Raw genomic sequence first — 17,920 nt, forward strand, 5'->3', positions numbered from 1 at the left:
AAATTTAGCTCAAATCTAAGCTGACAGTCACCGATTGAAAAACGGGTAACTGTCAGATCAAGTCTGAGCTAGTACACATAAACAAGTGATAACTGAATGTCCGCTTTTGGCACATACGAGACTTTCAGATTTGATTGAGCTTTATTAGTCAAACCTGACAATTAAAGTTAAGACTTATTCATTTATGGTAGTAATACATTAGAGTGAACTTCATTAAGTATCTATTTCTTTAGCCATGTTGACTGCACATCTAAACCCCCTTGCACGGTATGATTCTGTCAGATTACTAGACTCTTGTCGTGTAAGTACATTACTGCCTCTTGGCGATTCTAAAAAGCGACCACCTCTCATCACTTTTTTATCCCCAGTACTTGGCCCCTGCGGGTTATGTACTGGAGAGTTTTTATAATAATCTTCTGCCCACCAATCATTTACCCATTCGATAAGATTACCACTTAAATCATAGAAACCTAGGTTGTTTGGTGCGTATGTGCCACTGATATAAGGTCGTGCCGGGCTAGTAGCTGGAGAGAAATTTACTCCAAGTTCTAATTGACCATTATTAGTCGCAAAAAGTACATTTTCTCCACGGTTACGTGCAGCAAACTCCCACTGCGCTTCAGTCGGTAAATCAAAGGGTAAGTCAGTGAGTTTCGCGATCCATAAACAATAGTTTTTCGCGCCATACCAACTCACGCCGGCTGGATATTCAGACGCGCGCCAAAATTCATTCCGATCCCATTCTTCCCAGACTGTTTTAGGGAGGTTATGCACCGCAGTGTATAAATCAAAGTCCCCATAACTGACTTCATAAGCACCCATAGAGTAGCTGGTTAATGTGACCTTGTGTGCGGGTTTGTTATCTGTCGCGATGGTCCAAGGCAAATCGTCGGGCCCACCGCCATCTCCCATCATGAAGCTGCCGCCCTCAACAAAAATCATTTGGGCTTTGGTGCGCGCAATCAAGGCTTGAACTTGTTTGTCTTGCTCTCCCGTGATTTTGTCGATGCGCTGGCCAAGATCCTCACAGCCACCCAGTAACATGCTCGCCAAAGGAATCAGCATGAGTTGTTTAGTACGATAGGGCTGTAAATTAAAAGCGGTTTTGTCGAAGCCATTTTTAATCATTAATTACTTATCCTTAGTATGATTAATTTATGCACTAGCATATCAGGGACAGGGTAAAGGAGAAAGTGAATCGTTATAAAGTATTAGGTTCAGACATTTTTAAATTAAAGAGGTTGTGATTGATTTAAGGCACATCTAAAGCCGCTTGCTCTGTAGGCTACATTGAGTTCGTCTAGTTCCTGACGTGTAAAAACATTACTGCCTCTTGGCGATTCTAAAAACATTCCGCCTCGCATGACCTTTTTATCGCCTGTGTTGGGTCCTGTGGGGTTATGTTCAGGAGAATGTTGGAAATAATCCTCTGCCCACCAGTCATTAACCCACTCGATCATATTGCCACTTAAATCATAAAAACCAAGTGGATTGGGCGGATAAGAGCCACTAATTGCAGAGCTATCATCGCTAACCGAAGGTGAAAAGTTAACACCAAGGTCTAGTACTCCTGTATCAGTGGCAAAAGGCATATTCTCCCCTCGGTTACGTGCAGCAAATTCCCACTGTGCTTCAGTGGGTAAATCAAAGGGTAAATTTGTAAGCTTAGCTAACCACAGGCAGTAGTTCTTTGCGCCATACCAGCTCACGCCCGCCGGGTATTCGGGGCCTCGCCAGATTTCTTTTTTATCCCATTCGTTCCACATCACTTTTGGCTGGTTATGTACCGCAGTGTATAAATCAAAATCGCCATAACTGACTTCGTATGCGCCCATCGAGTAGCTGGTTAATGTGACCTTGTGTGCGGGTTTGTTATCAGTCGCGATGGTCCAAAGCAAATCGTCGGGCCCACCGCCATCTCCCATCATGAAGCTACCGCCCTCAACAAAAATCATTTGGGCTTTGGTGCGCGCAATCAAAGCTTGAACTTGTTTGTCTTGCTCCCCCGTGATTTTGTCGATGCGCTGAGCAATCTCATCACAGCCACCCAGCAATATGCTTGCGAAAGGTACGAGTATGAGATGTTTAGTCCGATAGGGCTGAAAATTAAAAGCGGTTTTGTCGAAGATTTTTTTAATCATTAATTACTTATCCTTAGTATGATTAATTTATGCGCTAGCATATCAGGGACTGGGTAAAGGAGAAAGTGAATAGTTATAAAGTATTAGTTTTAAAGGCTTAGTTTGTTGCTAATTTAGAAATAATTATATATTGTCATGTTTAGTTTAAATGTGCGCTTTTGTTTGAAAGAGCTAGGTGCTTAAGCACTTTGAATATCTATTACAAAGGGTGGAGCATATGACTCGAAAAATCGATTTCACAACATATTCTCTTGATGATTTGTATCTATCAGCAGAGGCTGTAGATCGGGAGAAATACCCTGATATTGCAAAGGAAATCGATAGGTTAATTTTAGAAAAAGAAAAGCGAGAGCCAGTCACCCACCACAGGAAACTTTCTGCAGACTCAATTTACAGCAATGCTATTTTTCGCATTATTTTTTGTATGTTTTTTGCAATCTCTCCAGCTATTTTTTTCTCATCAGTATTCGTCTATGAGGCACTTCAGTTCATCATAACACCTGTTTTCGTTGTGGCTTTTGGCTTAGTCTTTTTTAAGTTGTGTTTTAGGGACACTGCTGATGTAGTTTATGACGAAGGGGATGCTTTGCTATTTATAACAAACGATAAACAACAACGGGTAGAGCTAAAAGATATTATCAGAGTGAGGCACGTCATGAGAAATCGGAGATTAATACGAGTTCAAATAAAAAACGATGGTGGGATCGAGTCAGAGTTAATGTTTGAACCAAAAGTTAAGTCTAAGCTGCGCACTATAAGCCCTTTGGTTAAGGAGTTAAATAGAAGAGCAATGTCTGCCAGACGTACACGGTGACCTGAGATTAAACGCAATTTAAAGTTTATTCTAGGTTTCAATATGAGCGGCGCACGTGGAACTTGAATTCTGGGAAGCCTAAGTTATTTGGTAAATTACATAGAACACCATGGTGTTGCAAAATGATTGCAGGGGTGTTACGTTGAAAGTCCCATCAATGGGAACTTAATCAATCATAAGGAAAGAAAATGAAATTTAAGTTAAATAAGAAAAATATCAAAAACTTATCTAAAGCATCATCTCTAAACCAGAACCTGACACCTAAGATTGGTGGTGGTCACGGTAAAAGACTCGCTCAAAATAATGCTGGCAATCGCGTTCCTCAACATTCTGATTTGTTTGAAACATGCGTCTTTACGGACTTTTGCTAGTTTAAGAGTGTAGCTCCCAACTAGGTTGGGAGCCTTAAGTTTAAATTATTAACCAACTTAGCCCTCAGGGGTTAACCTATTAATAACCCTGCCTCTTCCACACAAATCGGTTATGCTGCGGTGTTCATCACCTTGATAAAACTCAATCATATTTAGATGGATATGTAACTGACTCATACTTAGAAACAGTTTGTATAAGTTGCATTGAGTAATAGGGCAGCCCTATTACTCAACATGAGGTTTATAGTTGTTTTAAGAACCGCTCAGCTGAGGCGAGCTCTCTTTTTTGTAAAGATAGACACGTGTTTAATCTGAGCTCTGCGGTTGGTAAGCTTTTACCCATCCCAGGAAATGCTTCAATTTTTGATGCATAGAATGACTTAATAGCTTTAAAGCCTTGCTCTTGGCATTTTGGCATTGAAATGTAAGGTAAATAAGAAACCACATAAGGCGGGACGCGCTTTGCGACTTGCTCAAAGTTTTCAAAAATCCACTGGTTCATTTTTGCTTTTCGCTCTGGGCGATAGCTTAACCCTCTTAGTACGGCAGGCGTATCTGATGCCGTTAATTTATCCGTTAACAGGTAGCTTTGTACTTGGGACTGAAGATCCTTTTGATTAAAGTAACCTAGGGCCGATAACAGTTTAACGCGAACACTTGGGGTGGCTGTTTGTTCTATTGTTGATTTAAATTGATTAAGTAGTGCCTGATCGCCAAAGTAAGCCGCAATTTCAAGGTAGGTTTTCGCTAAGTATGGGTCTACTTTACTGGGATCTTTTAAGAACTGAACTGTTTGCTTTTGTGCTTCAGCGATGATGTTAGTATCTTGCACTTCAAAAGCAGCCAGTCTGAACACCATTGCTCTTAATTCAGAAACAGTGTCAGACTCGCCAGCTTGTTTTTCAAAGCCATATCGCTCGATAGCATCGGACACTTTTTGAGAAATTAAAGACTGCCACTGAGATTGGTTTTTATTTGTCTCGAAGGTGCGCATATTACTTACAATTCCCTCTAACGCATTGGCGGCAACCTTCGGGTGAGCATCATTGGTGAATGTGTTAAGAGAAGCGAGTAGGGTGTAGGCATTAATTTTACCTGCATCCATAAGTTGCTTGGCAGTTTCGATTAAAGAAAGTTTTTCGCGAGTGTTTAATGCTTTGTCAGCTTGTGTCAACACTGCTTGATATTGTGCTTCTGGCATGGACCACAAATAGTAGCCAATGGCATTGTCATTAGGGTACACCCAGGTCGGTGTAAAATCGAGTGTAACTGATTGAGTTTGCTCAGTGAGTAGGACTCTTTTAGTGGCTACATTTCCTTTGTTATCACCATATTTGATAGAGACAGGCACTTTCCAAAGCTGCGCTTTGGCTTGTTGACCTTTAGGCAAAAATCGAGTTTGAGTGAGTGTGAGCGTTTTGCCTGACTGAGTAAAATCGATTAGAGGAAACGATGATTGAGAGACAAAAGAGTCTAAAACACCTGGGACATCCTTTTTAGAGACCGCTTCAAGCTCAGACCATAAATCTTTTGCTTCTGCATTTTTATAGGCATATTTTTTTATGTAATTACGCATGCCTTGTTGAAATACTTCATGGCCTATCCACTCTTCAACCATAGTAAGTACCGCACTACCTTTAGAGTAAGCAAGGCCCAGTCCATCCATAATATCGTCTGAGCTGTTGATGGGCTTACGAATAGGCTTTGTGGTGATCATGGCATCTCGTACCATGGCATTATGCTGCGGCAGCAATAAATCACGCTCTAGCTCGGGGTATAACTTGGTGACCACCTTGCCACCGATCCAAGTTGCGAATGCTTCGTTCAGCCACATATCATTCCACCATTTCAAGGTCACTAGGTTACCGTACCATTGGTGTGCAAGTTCATGTGCAATAACGTATAAATGTGTATTGAAATCTCTGCGGGGCTGAATAATGGGATCAACAAGGAGAATTTCTTCGCGGTAGGTGATCAACCCTGCGTTTTCCATCGCACCATAAGGAAATTCAGGTAAAGCGACCTGATCTAGCTTTTTGTATGCATACGGAATGTCAAAGTACTGCTCTAGCGCGTTAAGGATTTTGGGCGTTTCTTTAACCGCAGAGTGTGCAATATCAATTTTACCATGTGGCGTCACAATATTGCCCGGCACCGACATTTTTTCAACGGGGACGTGTTCAAAAGGCCCGACAGCCAGCGCGACTAAATAAGATGACAGAGGGGGCGTTTTATCAAAGTAGTGCGTTGTTTTTCCATCGTTTGAATCGGTTTTAATGACGGGCGTATTGGCATACACTTTTTGTGAAGATGGTGCGGTAATGGTGAGTTGAAAAGGGATCTTAAATTCTGGCTCATCAAATACGGGAAAGGCACGCCGTGCGTCACTCATTTGGAATTGTGTAAAGAGGTATGGCACACCTCTATCTATCGACTTATAAAGGCCAACACTTTGACGATTATAAGGCGCATCGAATGCAATTTTTAGGGTGTATTTCCCTTTTGGGATAATTGTGTCACAAGCAAGTTTCACTTTACCTGTCTTCAACATTGTATCTTTTAGATCGCATGGCTTATCGCCGAGTAGTTTGGCAAATTCAATGGCGTAATCAAGTCCATTCAATTCAATAAATTGCGTGTCTTTTAAAACTTGAATGTCAATGGTGGTTTGCCCTGAAAAACGCTCTTTTGCAGGGTCTACATCTAAACTAACATGTTGCTGTATTGGTTTTGCAACCTTGGCCAATCGATAGTCTTCGCTCATATTAGCTGAAGCAGTAAGAGAAAGAAAAATGGCAGTTGATAAGAGAGTGCGTTTAAACATTAATTGTCCTTTTTTGTTGTTATTACTAATTGTTTACACAAGCTGTAACAAGTTAAAAGTTAATTATTCTTTTAAGGTTTAAAGGAGAATCTCATATTAAGTGTTTAACTTTTATAATGTTCTGTTTTTGCAGTAATTTATTTGTATCTTAGCGTTGTGTTCAAGTTTTGGGTGAGACATAGAATATATGTAACAGAATCTTTCAAAGTGTTTACCCTAGAGACTTTATTTATAGGCGCTAATGTAAAGCAATTGATTTAAGCTTGTAGAAAGCCTCAAAAGTGTGCCTGTCCATTTATTTTCGATGTTTAGCGAAGCAACAGGTTGGGGAGTTTTGCGCACGCCATAGCGTAATAGCTATTAATACTTGTGGCTTCTTTGTTAGACTTTTTGTGGGTAACTAGGCGATAAAAGGTATGTTATGTTTATGTATGCAAGTCTTATTTTTTTAGCGACTTAACAAACTAAATTATGGCTCTGGCTTTTTCCTCATCATTATATTAGGCGAGGTTAACACCATAGGGGAGTTATTATCTTGTATTTAAACGCTGATACGTTTGATTTATAAATGATATGGATATATGAATTATGAGAATTTTATTTACTTTAGTCCTAGTAGTGGGATTTCTGACCGGATGTAAAACTACAAACAATAGCAGTCAAGTTGATACCCTTGAAGGTGAGTGGCAACTAGAATTAGAAACACTTGTTATAGGTGACCAGAAATACACTACCTTTGATGGTAAAAGCCGTGAAATGATAAAAATATTTACGGATAGCCATTTTGCGTTTTCAAGTATCGGTACTAATCGACCTCGATTTAATTCATATCAATTAACCAAAGAACAAAAAGTGGTCGCGTTTGATAATTTTGGCGGATCTTTGGGTCGCTATAGCTACAAGAATAATATACTGATTGAGCATATTGAATATTCAAGCTTTCCAAATTACGAGGGGGTATCCATTCCTTTTAAAGTTTCAATAACTGGAGACACTATGATCCAAGAAGGCGCCTACCCGCTGGTTAAGCTGGGTTTAGGGGAGCAAGATGGATATTTACGTGCAACTTTTAAACGTATTAAATAAGTACTAAAAACAGTGTGGAAATATACCAAAATGAGTGGGTGGCTGATTAGCAGTGTATCACTAAAATAGCTAATATGTATTAATGTTATGATTTATCTTAGGTGAAATTCGCAATCTCATTAAATAAAGTGTTTGTCTGTGATTTTTAATATTTTACATTTTTAACAGGTTACGACTGTTAATCTTAGTTTTGATTATGGTGAGAGTGAACTTTTATCGTATGAACAAACCAGTTAACGATAGTGATGTAGTTGCTATTGATGCTAGAGTTTTTGGTGGGGACTATAATAGATCAAGTGATTGTGTATTAACTCACGGCTACAAGGGGAGAGTTTAAATAATAAGTGATGCTTATGGTGTTTCACTAATATACTATGCCCCATCTACTATAGGTTTTTATATATATTGATGGTAAATCAATAAATACATCTCAAAACCATGGCGGAAGAAAACAGAGCTTTGTTATTCTGGTAGTGAAGTTGTTACAGTGAGGTACACTGCCCCATATAAGGAGCTTGAAAAGTATATAGTTTTGTAAACAAGGTGAATTTACAAAGTTAATGAGCGTTGAGTTTAAATCTGATAGATATTTTGAAAAATTGTACTCGAGTAAGCTGAGGGTCAGTCGTGTTGTACTTCGATTGGAAAGGTATATGGCTTTGGCGCTTAGCGCTGCTCTCAATAATCAGCTTAGCGTAGAAAGTTCCAGTTTGGCTTCAGATTTAGAATGGTTTTTTTCTTGGAAGTTAAAGGCTTGCTATGCTCCTGAGTACTACTGGTGTGATGGCGTTGAAGATATTGAATTAAAGCAAGTTGGAAAATATGAATTTCAAATTACGGCAATGGTATGGATTGGTCCTGAGTCGAACGTTAATGATATTAACAAAGCAAATGTAATTGGAAATGTTGTTTTAAAGCCTACAGGCAAAGCTTTCAAAAGCTATCAATTTATAATTAGCTACAGAAATGACAAGTTGGCGCTAGTAAAGTCTTAGCAATGATCTAGTAAAAACAGTTAAGGTGTTTTGGACACATTCTTTTATTGCTAATTTTAATCAAGCCACCTTTTGTCAGTTATTAGCGCTCTGGTGGCCATTATGAATTTAAGCTCTATCATTGAAACACATGAAGGTTACAATATTGGAGTGGAATATATCTATGCTCAGATTTAAATGAGGGTTATATGTTTTTGTATCAACGCGCCTGCTTTATGGTGAATTACTCTTAACTAAAGCCTGTGTAAAAGGATTTCACAATTACTGCTCGTTTTGCTCTGATCCTAGCGCACTAAATACTAGGATAGAGAGTGGTTCGAAGGTGTGTTTGAAGCTTGGTGATTGCACAAAATTTGGCATATAATTTATGTCTTTAAAGTCGGTGTGTAAATAAGCTATGAATCAGTAACTCAAACGGGACTGACCAAAGCGCCGCTTCTATCTTTAGTCTTAGACACTCAATTGAGTAAAAATGTTAAAAACAGGAACTTACATTATATTTTATGTTCTTTTTGCTGACTTTGCAGGAGGTATGTTTTTACCAAGTCGAAGTAGTGAAACGATTTTAATGGATAGTACTTCTTTTGGGTTTTTGTTTGTACAGGTGGTTATTTTCTGCTCTGCGCTTTTTACTTTATATAATGTTCAAGATGAGGAAACAGGTTGGGATAATAAAATCTGTTACTCTGAAAGCTTTAAATCAAAACTCTTAATTAAGTATGTTGCAATTTGGCTTGGGATAGCTCTTTCTGTTGATATTCTTTTTGTTATTTTTATTGGTCTAGAATCATGGGTAGACATAAACCCATTCGATAGTTGGATAATATTTTGTTTTACATATCTAGTATATAAATTTTCTAGTTCACTCGAGGTATGTTTTAATTACCGTAGTGAAACTATGAAATGTAATAGGCTTGGCTTGATAACTGCGTCAATTATGGAATTTGAATCGATAGTTTTATCTGATAATGAATTAGTTATTACTTCAGGTGATCAAGGCAAATACTTTTTCCAGTTAGATAGGTTTACAAATACAAAGCGGGAGCAGCTAGTTAGCAGCGCTTTCAGGATGGTAAACAAGGAACCAAACGGTGAAAACGTCAATTAAGCTCATAGCCACGCATGAATCTATCTTGTTTAATTTACTTGCCAATTGGGGACTAAAGGTAACATGAATATCGAGTTACTCAGAATATCAAGTGAACAATTAGAGTGCGTAACTTCTGGTTACCCAAGGTGATTGGCAAGTATCTGATGCGCATATTGAATTAAAACTGCGCTTCGAGAATCATCAAATTGATATTGCGTTTTCGAATTCTATTTACCCTTACCTAAGGCAAATAAAAACCAAGCTATTAGTTCATTTATGCCGCCGACATTGGTGATTGAATAATTCAGTTGGGATGCTCTTAAGAAGCGTATTTAAAAATTACTGGTACATTCAAGCGGCATTCAGTCCTTGGCGAAGTGGCCACAAAGTTCAGTGGCTAGATTAGGCAAAGTGGTTTAAGTTGATTTCCTCTTTAGGTATTTTTGGCCAACGATGGGTAGGAGCAAGCGTTTATTTGGCGTGAGTTCATTCTTTACTGTACGATTTTTGCTGTGTACTCATAAAATTATAATGCGTGTTGAAGTTGGGTTAGTTTTGTATACCTCATTTGGAGCTTAGGCGATTCAAATATGTTAGTGTTATAGCTGTTTGAACGTTACTTTTAGTTAGTGGCATAATACTAAAGAGGAGCACAAAGACACAGAGCGTACTCTTCCTTCTCTAAGTTTAGTCTGCTACTTTACACTAGACATTAAAGTGTGAGTTTCACAGAGGGAATATCGTGGAAATTTGGAAGTTATTATTGTTTATACCTGCCTGCTTTGCGCTTAATATGACTCCCGGCCCAAATAACCTGTTGTCTTTAAATAATGCTCGGTGTTTTGGCTTTAAGACTGCTTTTCTTGCTGGTCTTGGCAGAATAGCCGCATTTTCACTCATGATTGCTTTAGCTGCCTCAGGTTTAGCCTTTGTCCTATATGCATCTGAGACCTTATTTCTAATCGTAAAAACTCTGGGGGCGGCCTATTTATTGTGGATTGCATTAAATCTTTGGCGTTCGCAGGCGAGCCCCGTTGCTGAACTAGAAAATTCCCATAACCAACTCGGTTTAGTGAAACAAGAGTTTTTGCTCGCAGCAGGGAATCCAAAGGCAATAATAATCTTTACTGCATTTTTACCACAGTTTGTGAATGTTTCGGCTAGTACAAATGAACAGTTTTTTGTATTAGGGGCTACGTTCCTAATATTAGAGTTGTTTGCAATATCGCTATATGCTGTACTCGGAATATATTTAAGACAGTGGTTCACACAACCAAAAGTGGCAAAGTACTTCAATCGGGGCTGTGCAACGTTTTTAGCTATGTTTGGAACTAGCCTGCTACTGAGTCGTCAATAATCATATTAATATGGCGCTTATATGCGTATTTAAAACGATTCATTTTATTTATGTACGAAAAAATAGCTGTAGTTATATGAGATATTTTAGAAAAATGATTGAACAATACGTACCTCTCGAAGGTGACGATTGGACTAATGCTTGTGCAATATTTGACGTTAAGGATGTCAAAAAAGGCACTATAGTGCATTATGCCGGTGATATCTTTAGTGAGATATGGTTGATTAAAAGTGGCTTGGCTCGGTCATTTTTAACGGATTTAAATGGTAAAGAACATACTTGGCAACTTTACTTTCGTGGAAAAAGTAAACATGGTTTAAATCACTTTATGGACGATAGTGTTAGCTTTTATGAAAAAAAAGGCTCAATGCTTAATTTTGAAATTCTAGAGGACTCTACTTTCTATGTAGCACCTTTGAAGGCGCTTGATAAGCTTATATCACAAGAAAAAAAATGGGAGACGTTAGCGAGAATATGGATACACAACACCTATTATTCTGCAACATACAAACGTGTTCTTTCTTTGATGTCAGAGACTGCAGAGCAAAGGTATCACCGTTTGCTTGATGAATACCCTCTAATATTTGATCAAGTAAAGTCCTACCATATAGCCTCTTATCTTGGTGTTGCTCCTCAGACATTAAGTAAATTGAAAAATAAACCTTGATGAACAAGTGTGTATATATTCATGCTTTTATTGAGTTTTATAGCTTGTAAAAATGAATTTCAGCTAAAAAGTTTTAAAACCAATGAATCCAGACTTGAGCAGTATTTTTGAATCACTTAAAAGAGGAGCTTATATTCTCTTAGCTGCAAAACTACCGCGGGGCTTGGTTAGCTATGAAAGCTTTTTCATACAAAGATGTTATTGAAGTAGGTGAGGGAATTTATGCTTATGGTAAAGTTATCTCAAACGGTGTGTGCGAGGTGCTCAATGTATACAACATCTATTTGGTGCGCGGGGCTTTATAAACAATTAGAGTGAAAACAGAAAGTAAATAATATAAACACAAAAATAAGAGTCTTTTAATTTGTGCCTTGTAATGTTTATAGTGAATTACAAAGGTATTGATAACCCTTCGGAGTGTAGTATATGGGAACAGTTTGGATATTTAATCAAAATAATACAGGTTTTTCTGGCGGTGTCTTTAGTGAGCTTGGCTTAGCTGAGCAATGGATTAAAGAAAACGTATTGACTGGAGTGTTGACAGAGTATCCACTGAATCAAGGTGTATTTGATTGGGCCGTTGAAAATGACATGCATAGCATTAAGCCAGAAAAATTAGCTGAGAAAAGTCAGCAACCTGATTTTATAGGCGGGTTTACGACGGCCAATCAAGAGCATTATCATTATGAAAATGGTGCTCGTGCATAGGCCATGTTGTTTAAAAAGGCTATATAATTAAGTGGGTTATTAGTTATAATTATTTTATCTTTGGTCCTTTTAGTGTGATAGGGCTTTGCATGAGTGATGCAAAATTCAAAGTACGGCGATTTATCTCTGAGTATTCGCAAAAGGCAGAAGTGTTAATCGCTGAATATGAATTGTCTGAGCTTGACCTCTTCAAGCTCAAAGCTGAATTTGATGAAACTAACCCTGAGCAAGCAATGTTTGATTGCTATGAAATTCGTAAATCTAATGTCAGTTTCATAAATAAGTATACACATGAGCCAATTGCTTGGGATTTCAGCAAGAATGCTTATTTCATTGAAGCCAACTATTTATCTGATTAGATAAATAGTTGAAGAGTAATATTTTATTGTTGTTTTAATCGCTATGGATTTACTGTGAGTGGGAATAGATAACTGGGGATGCGTTAGATCTTGAGCTTGAATCTAGGGCTATTAAAGGTGCTAAAGCATGGGCGCAATCAAAAGACTTTGACCTCGATAATTCAATAACCAGTCATTTCAAATATCATTTTCACAGCTATAACCTGTGTTTCAAACATGAGTTCAAAGCAACACCATACATAGAAGTTTATCTAAATATCCTTCTTGATGAAGAAGAGATTGGTTATTATTGTTTCGTCACTGATCTAAATGGTGAGGTTTTGATTTTAGCCTTCCATCTTTATGTATTTCCTATCACTAGAGATAAGGTATTTAATTAAAATGATTTCTTTAAGCACCGCACTTGCTAGAGTTAACCGAGCAAAAATCAAAGAGCTAGCTAAGCCATGTTATTTGCATGCTGATTCTGTAGAGAAAAACATCGGATATTTCAAAAATAGACAACTAGCACAACCGCTATTCGGCATTTATGCATCATCTGCGCTTTGGACTGTAGTATCGGTAAATTGGTTGTATTCTTGCGTTGGTGGTGAAATTACAAAGCTTCAAATAGACCAAGAAACCCAAATCTTGTTTCAGTACTTTACACAAAATGATTTTAATGAATATGGTTATCTTGAAGGAAGTCGAGTAATTTGGATGCACAGTAACAGCGTATGCTCTCAAATTTTAAATGTTCTATTACTGTTGGAAAAAGTACCAAATGGCACGTTGCTAAAACACTAAATTAAAATTGGTACGCACTTCCATTCAGTTACTCAGGCTTATGCTCGCGTGCATATATCGCAAGGTTTACATCAATGGGAGATTATTTATTCTTCCCTTGTCAGCTCACAATTTGGAATAAAACGGTTTTACGTGCATGCACTTCAATGCGAAGTTATTGATGAGTGGCAGATAATGCTATGTAGCTTAAAAGTACTTGATTATATAGTTTAGCCACTCTAAAAAAGCGGGTTGATTTTTGACTATTCGAGAGGGAAACCGAACCGCTGTTTTTGTTATTATTTATATTTTTCCCACTATATTCAATCCACTATGCTATAGCCTTTGAAATAATACCGAAAAACGTTCTTCAGAAACGCTCCAATAGCCTAAATCGCTAATCACCAGCAATTTATAGTTATTACCCCTACCGTTAAAAAGTGCAGGGTCCAGCTCATAGTGACCGGTATTCGCAATATGAGTCGAGAATAGGTACCAGCGTTTATTGTAAACGGTATCAATGTTTACATCGGTTTTGTTGCCCAACCCTTTGGGGTTGTCATGTAGGACATAAAATTGCAGGTATTTGCCTTGCAGTTTATTAGGATCCCAAGTTATTTCACTGGTTTTGCCCATTGTGTATATATCAAAAGCTTTGGGGAAGGTAATAGCATCAACCAATAAGTCGGGGTTAAAAAAGTGCTCCAGCCCGTTGTCCTTAGCTATGCCAGAAGCAATCGAGAACAGTCCGTCTGATAAACTCCAAAAACCGAGCTCAGAGGCCAATAGTACTTTAAATTTGTTTGTGCCATTAGCCATAAAATCATAGGGGTCAATCGTGAATTTACCATTATTGACAATATTACTGGCGGCATGTTTCCAACGGGTAGTTTTAATTTCTGAGAACTGCTTATAGCTATTGTCTGGTTGGTGGGTGCCATGATTTATAAACAGGCTAAGCGTATTACCTGGTAGTTTCGATGCATCCCAGGCAATGTCATAGCTAGTGCCAATAGTCATGACGGTATCCCTTTTGGGAAAGTGAATGGTTTGTATATACTGGTTCGGTGTTATCTGGATATTCGCATCTGGTAGCGTGAATATATTTTTACTATTTTCGTAGTTTTTGGCGGTGGCAACCAAGTTAACTTTCTTTTGCTCAATAAGCTTGTTTGGTGCAATGCGATTGATGGCCAACAAGTTTTGGGAAATTAGGGGGTTATGACTAGCATTTTTAAGTAAATAGTCAGTTATGTCAGGTGTCAATGCCTCAGTTGCGTGATGTTTAATTAGCAAAGTTAGCCAATTAGCCATTTGCGAAATTGACATTAGCTTAAGAGACTCAATTGGTAAATTTAAGCTTTGTGGCGCCATGGTTGTGCTGCTGTTATTAAGCGCTAACCAAACATCAAAATAGCGTTGGCTGTGTACTGGGTTATTTTCAAGCCAAATATTGGCATCTTTTTGCAGAGAATTGGTTTCTCCTAGCTTTGCTCTGAGTAGTACTAGGTCGTAGAGCACTGTGCTGCAGTTTGGCCCAAGCAAATTACAAGCAGAATACGCACGAGATAAAAACGCTCGTGCCACATAAAGGTCATTTGTAGCATAGTAATAGCGGTATTGATCTAATAAAGCTTGATAGTGCAGATTCTTATGTAGCGGTGCGAGTTGTTCTAATATATAGATTGCCTGATTCATAGAACGCTCTTGGTTGGAAAAATCGTTTAACTTTGAATAGCTTTTTGCTGCAAGCAAATGTAGGGCCGCAAGCTCACCATGCAAGGGGTGGTAGGTTTTTTCTGCTTGTGTGATTAACACATTTAATGCTTGTATTAGGGGGGGATTATCGCGATTTGCTTTTATATCGATTGCAAATAAATTTAACCACAACTGATGCCGGACTGATTGAACTTTATCTGTAATAACGTCTAGTAACTTTTTGATTTTTGATGGGGTTAGCCATTTCTTTTCTATAGCACGCTTTAAAATAATTAATCTTAATTCATTAAATGGCTCGGCCACTAAAAAGTCGATGAGTTTTACTTGTTGCAATTTGTTAGGCGTGTCTATTATTAACCAATTCAACTGCTCCTTTTGCGACCCCTCAGGCAACTCGTTGATTTGTTGTAACAAGTCATTAAGTCTTTTTAGTTGGTAAAGACTGAGCGCGTTAAGTTCATTAGTAGCTTGATTGTATATTTTACCGGATAAGACGTTTAATACCCGCTCGTAATATCCATGTACGTATAGACTGCGTGCAAGGGTGTATTTGACTTGTACTTTGCTCTTGTCATTTAACTTGTTTGCATCGACTTGTCTGCTGCCATATGCCAATAAATCCGCAGCAGTAAAGTGCTCGCCTTGCGGCACATCTGGCGTAAAAGACGCCAATAAATTCTGATAAAACTTAAGCAGTGCCTGTTGCTCTTCTGCGTGAGTTAACTTAGTCTGCTGGCTAACAAACAGAAGTACGCTGATGGTTGTCAGCAGGGTGATAGCCAGCACAGAGAGTGTGACGGTAACGGGGGCGCGTTGGTACTTTTTATGAAGTAAATAGATCAAATCGCTTTTATACCAAAGGATAGCTTTATGAGCTCGGTAGTTTTTAATATCGGCGGCAAGGTCCGCAGCGGATATAAAACGTTCATTGCGCTCAACTGCGGTTGCTTTGTTTATAATTGCTAGCAACTCTTTGTTTGGCGCATCAATTAGTTTTAATAATAATTTACCAAGGCTGTACACATCGCTCTGAGTAGTCAGTGTTTTGCCTGCTAGCTGTTCTGGGCTAGCATACTCTTTGCTTAAGCCATTAATATAAGCTGAGTAGGTTGCATTGTGTTGCTCGCTAAGGGTGTGGGCAACGCCAAAGTCCAACAATTTAGGTTCACCCAGTTTATCAACAAGAATATTTTCTGGCTTTAAATCACCGTGAATGATCCTGTTTTGATGAGAGTAATTGACAGCGTCGCAAACTTTAATAAATAGGGTAAGCACCTCTTTTGAGGGGCGGCCAGCACAAAACGTCTGCAGTGACTCACCTTCAATATATTCCATAATTAAGTAGATAAGATCTGACTGAGTAGTACCTACATCGTAAATTTTCGCGATATGAGGGTGGTTTAACCTAGCTAAATGTTGTGCTTCTTTAAAGGCAAGTTCTTTTGAGGTGAGTAAAGAAACCGAAGGGGCAATAATTTTTATAGCTACTTGTTGTTCCAACTGCCCATCACAGCGCTCTGCCAGATAAACCACGCCCATACCACCTGAGCCTAATAGGCTGGTTAGCCTAAAGTGCTGAATTCGCTCTCCAGTGAGTGAAAGAAGGCCTTTATCACCATCAAGAAGATTTATCTGTTCGGCAATAATGCTGCCAAATAACGTTTGTCTGGCATTTTCCTCATGCGCTGAGATCAGTTTTGTGACTTCATTTGTAAGTTCAAAAGATATATTAGGGATGCCCTTTAGCCCAGAAGTTAAGTTATCAGGTGAATGAACAAGTAAATAATCAAATACACTAAGTGCATCATCGAAAGTCATTTAATGTCCTTTGTTATTCTAAGTATTTACCCTAATGAAGGCTTTTGCAGCTTTTAGTTCTCTATAAACTGTAGCGGTTGAAATGTTTAATTGGTGTGCCAATTGCTCTGGTCTAAGACCTAAAAAGTAATGTTGGGAAAAAATATCAGCTTTCGTTGGGTGTTGTTTTGCAAGCTGCGAAAGTGCATTGTCTAGCGCAAGATATTGATCTGGTGATGCATCAGTGGCCTCTTCAGGACTATAAGAGGGCGGAGTTCTCTTTTGGGCGTTTAACTTGCGAATTTCATCTTGTAGCATATTGCGTACAAATAGGCTTAAGTAGCGATTAAGCTGTGCTTTGTGATCAATACCATAGCTTGGAGGGAGTAACTCCATTAAAGATTGGTGCAAAAGACAGGTTGTATTAGGTAAATTATTGAGGATAAAGGTAGCGTCAATTTGTTCCTTGTGTACTTTAAGGTGCGAGCTGCAGACTTTTTTTAAATGGTAATAAACCAGCGCTTTTAGCTTTTTTTCACTTTTTTTACAGCCACTTTGCCAATGTGTTATTAGATCAGTGATATCCATGCACACTCCCTGTTTTGTTGCTGATGTGTTTTTGTGGTGGTCATTTGTCACAAATGTAACTAATTTTTAACTTTGTGAGAAGTGTAAACCGGCTTTTTTCGGGGAAATACGGAAGTCAAGGCTGTATAGGTGCATCCTAGGTAATGGCCTTCAAACTGCAAAGTCTCTTCACGGGCTGGCGTTTGAAATGTCTACTTTTATTACTTTCAGTGCTAATGTTTCCCCCTCCAAATTGTGATAAAAATACTAAAATAACGAAGGAAAAATAACCTTGAGTATCCAATTTGAGAGTTAGAGCATGCACGATTTTAGGTTACAAGCTCTGTGAGCAATTTAATAAGAAGGTATGTGATGGTCCATGTAAGGCATTGATTGGTTTTGCTGTTAGTTCTTGCATTGAAAATATAAATTATAGCTGTTAACTTATTAAAAATATTAAACAAAGCTAGCTTGATATAGTGTGTATCTCAATTATGAATAAGTGAGATATCCGCGAGTTCTTGCTAATGTGATGTTATTTTCCAAGGAGGAATAAATGAGTATCAAAGCTATTTCAATTAATCTATTTACAGGTTTGGAGTATTTAAGGTTCCCCTGTGAAATAAAATTGAAGCGCAAATAGTCCTGCCGTTTACTTAA

Annotated in this window: 16 protein-coding genes; 11 read left to right on the forward strand and 5 right to left on the reverse strand. The window is 38.3% G+C overall.

Annotated features, from left to right (window positions below; all coding sequences use genetic code 11):
* Positions 1–213: 213 nt before the first annotated feature.
* Together L1077_RS26155 and L1077_RS26160 are read right to left on the reverse strand one after the other, a co-directional pair.
* A complete protein-coding gene (locus tag L1077_RS26155; protein WP_237139703.1) occupies positions 214–1,128 on the reverse strand; it encodes a formylglycine-generating enzyme family protein in 915 nt (304 codons plus the stop codon).
* Between the two features lie 104 nt (positions 1,129–1,232).
* The gene (locus L1077_RS26160; protein ID WP_237139704.1) at positions 1,233–2,141 is read right to left on the reverse strand and encodes a formylglycine-generating enzyme family protein; all 909 of its coding nucleotides are present in this window, start codon (positions 2,139–2,141) and stop codon (positions 1,233–1,235) included.
* Positions 2,142–2,358: 217 nt separating this feature from the next.
* Here L1077_RS26160 and L1077_RS26165 point away from each other — a divergent pair, with 217 nt between their 5' ends.
* Positions 2,359–2,955 (forward strand): hypothetical protein, encoded by a 597-nt coding sequence (locus tag L1077_RS26165; RefSeq protein ID WP_237139705.1) that lies wholly within the window; start codon positions 2,359–2,361, stop codon positions 2,953–2,955.
* A 188-nt stretch (positions 2,956–3,143) separates the two neighbouring features.
* Entirely contained in the window at positions 3,144–3,326 is a 183-nt protein-coding gene (locus L1077_RS26170) for a hypothetical protein (RefSeq protein WP_063360503.1), read from the forward strand.
* A gap of 241 nt (positions 3,327–3,567) precedes the next feature.
* On the opposite strand, the gene L1077_RS26175 is transcribed toward L1077_RS26170, so the two are convergent.
* Positions 3,568–6,150 carry a M1 family metallopeptidase gene (locus tag L1077_RS26175; protein WP_237139706.1) on the reverse strand — a complete coding sequence of 861 codons (2,583 nt, stop codon included), beginning with the start codon at positions 6,148–6,150 and terminating at the stop codon, positions 3,568–3,570.
* Between the two features lie 588 nt (positions 6,151–6,738).
* Here L1077_RS26175 and L1077_RS26180 point away from each other — a divergent pair.
* From L1077_RS26180 to L1077_RS26215, 9 genes are all read left to right on the forward strand, one after another.
* Positions 6,739–7,236, forward strand: coding sequence for a lipocalin-like domain-containing protein (locus L1077_RS26180; protein WP_237139707.1), 498 nt, complete (start codon positions 6,739–6,741; stop codon positions 7,234–7,236).
* Positions 7,237–7,889: 653 nt separating this feature from the next.
* Positions 7,890–8,231 (forward strand): hypothetical protein, encoded by a 342-nt coding sequence (locus tag L1077_RS26185; RefSeq protein WP_237139708.1) that lies wholly within the window; start codon positions 7,890–7,892, stop codon positions 8,229–8,231.
* A gap of 472 nt (positions 8,232–8,703) precedes the next feature.
* Entirely contained in the window at positions 8,704–9,339 is a 636-nt protein-coding gene (locus L1077_RS26190) for a hypothetical protein (RefSeq protein ID WP_237139709.1), read from the forward strand.
* A gap of 724 nt (positions 9,340–10,063) precedes the next feature.
* Complete coding sequence (locus L1077_RS26195; RefSeq protein ID WP_237139710.1) at positions 10,064–10,678, forward strand: LysE family translocator; 615 nt, start codon at positions 10,064–10,066, stop codon at positions 10,676–10,678.
* Positions 10,679–10,754: 76 nt separating this feature from the next.
* Positions 10,755–11,345, forward strand: coding sequence for a Crp/Fnr family transcriptional regulator (locus L1077_RS26200; RefSeq protein ID WP_237139711.1), 591 nt, complete (start codon positions 10,755–10,757; stop codon positions 11,343–11,345).
* A gap of 173 nt (positions 11,346–11,518) precedes the next feature.
* Entirely contained in the window at positions 11,519–11,650 is a 132-nt protein-coding gene (locus tag L1077_RS27520; RefSeq protein WP_275424255.1) for a hypothetical protein, read from the forward strand.
* Positions 11,651–11,771: 121 nt separating this feature from the next.
* On the forward strand, positions 11,772–12,053 hold the full coding sequence (locus L1077_RS26205; protein ID WP_237139712.1) for a DUF7710 domain-containing protein: 282 nt from the start codon (positions 11,772–11,774) through the stop codon (positions 12,051–12,053).
* 89 nt (positions 12,054–12,142) lie between these two features.
* Positions 12,143–12,412, forward strand: a complete 270-nt coding sequence (locus L1077_RS26210; RefSeq protein WP_237139713.1) for a DUF7683 domain-containing protein — start codon at positions 12,143–12,145, stop codon at positions 12,410–12,412.
* A gap of 381 nt (positions 12,413–12,793) precedes the next feature.
* Positions 12,794–13,198, forward strand: a complete 405-nt coding sequence (locus tag L1077_RS26215; RefSeq protein ID WP_237139714.1) for a hypothetical protein — start codon at positions 12,794–12,796, stop codon at positions 13,196–13,198.
* Positions 13,199–13,513: 315 nt separating this feature from the next.
* Here L1077_RS26215 and L1077_RS26220 read toward each other — a convergent pair whose 3' ends face one another.
* Together L1077_RS26220 and L1077_RS26225 are read right to left on the reverse strand one after the other, a co-directional pair.
* Positions 13,514–16,714, reverse strand: coding sequence for a serine/threonine-protein kinase (locus L1077_RS26220; RefSeq protein ID WP_237139715.1), 3,201 nt, complete (start codon positions 16,712–16,714; stop codon positions 13,514–13,516).
* Between the two features lie 18 nt (positions 16,715–16,732).
* Positions 16,733–17,281: an ECF-type sigma factor gene (locus tag L1077_RS26225; protein ID WP_237139716.1), complete on the reverse strand. Its 549-nt coding sequence runs from the start codon at positions 17,279–17,281 to the stop codon at positions 16,733–16,735.
* Positions 17,282–17,920 lie beyond the last annotated feature (639 nt).

Origin of the sequence: Pseudoalteromonas luteoviolacea, from assembly GCF_021654285.1 — a bacterium.
Taxonomy (GTDB): domain Bacteria; phylum Pseudomonadota; class Gammaproteobacteria; order Enterobacterales; family Alteromonadaceae; genus Pseudoalteromonas; species Pseudoalteromonas luteoviolacea_J.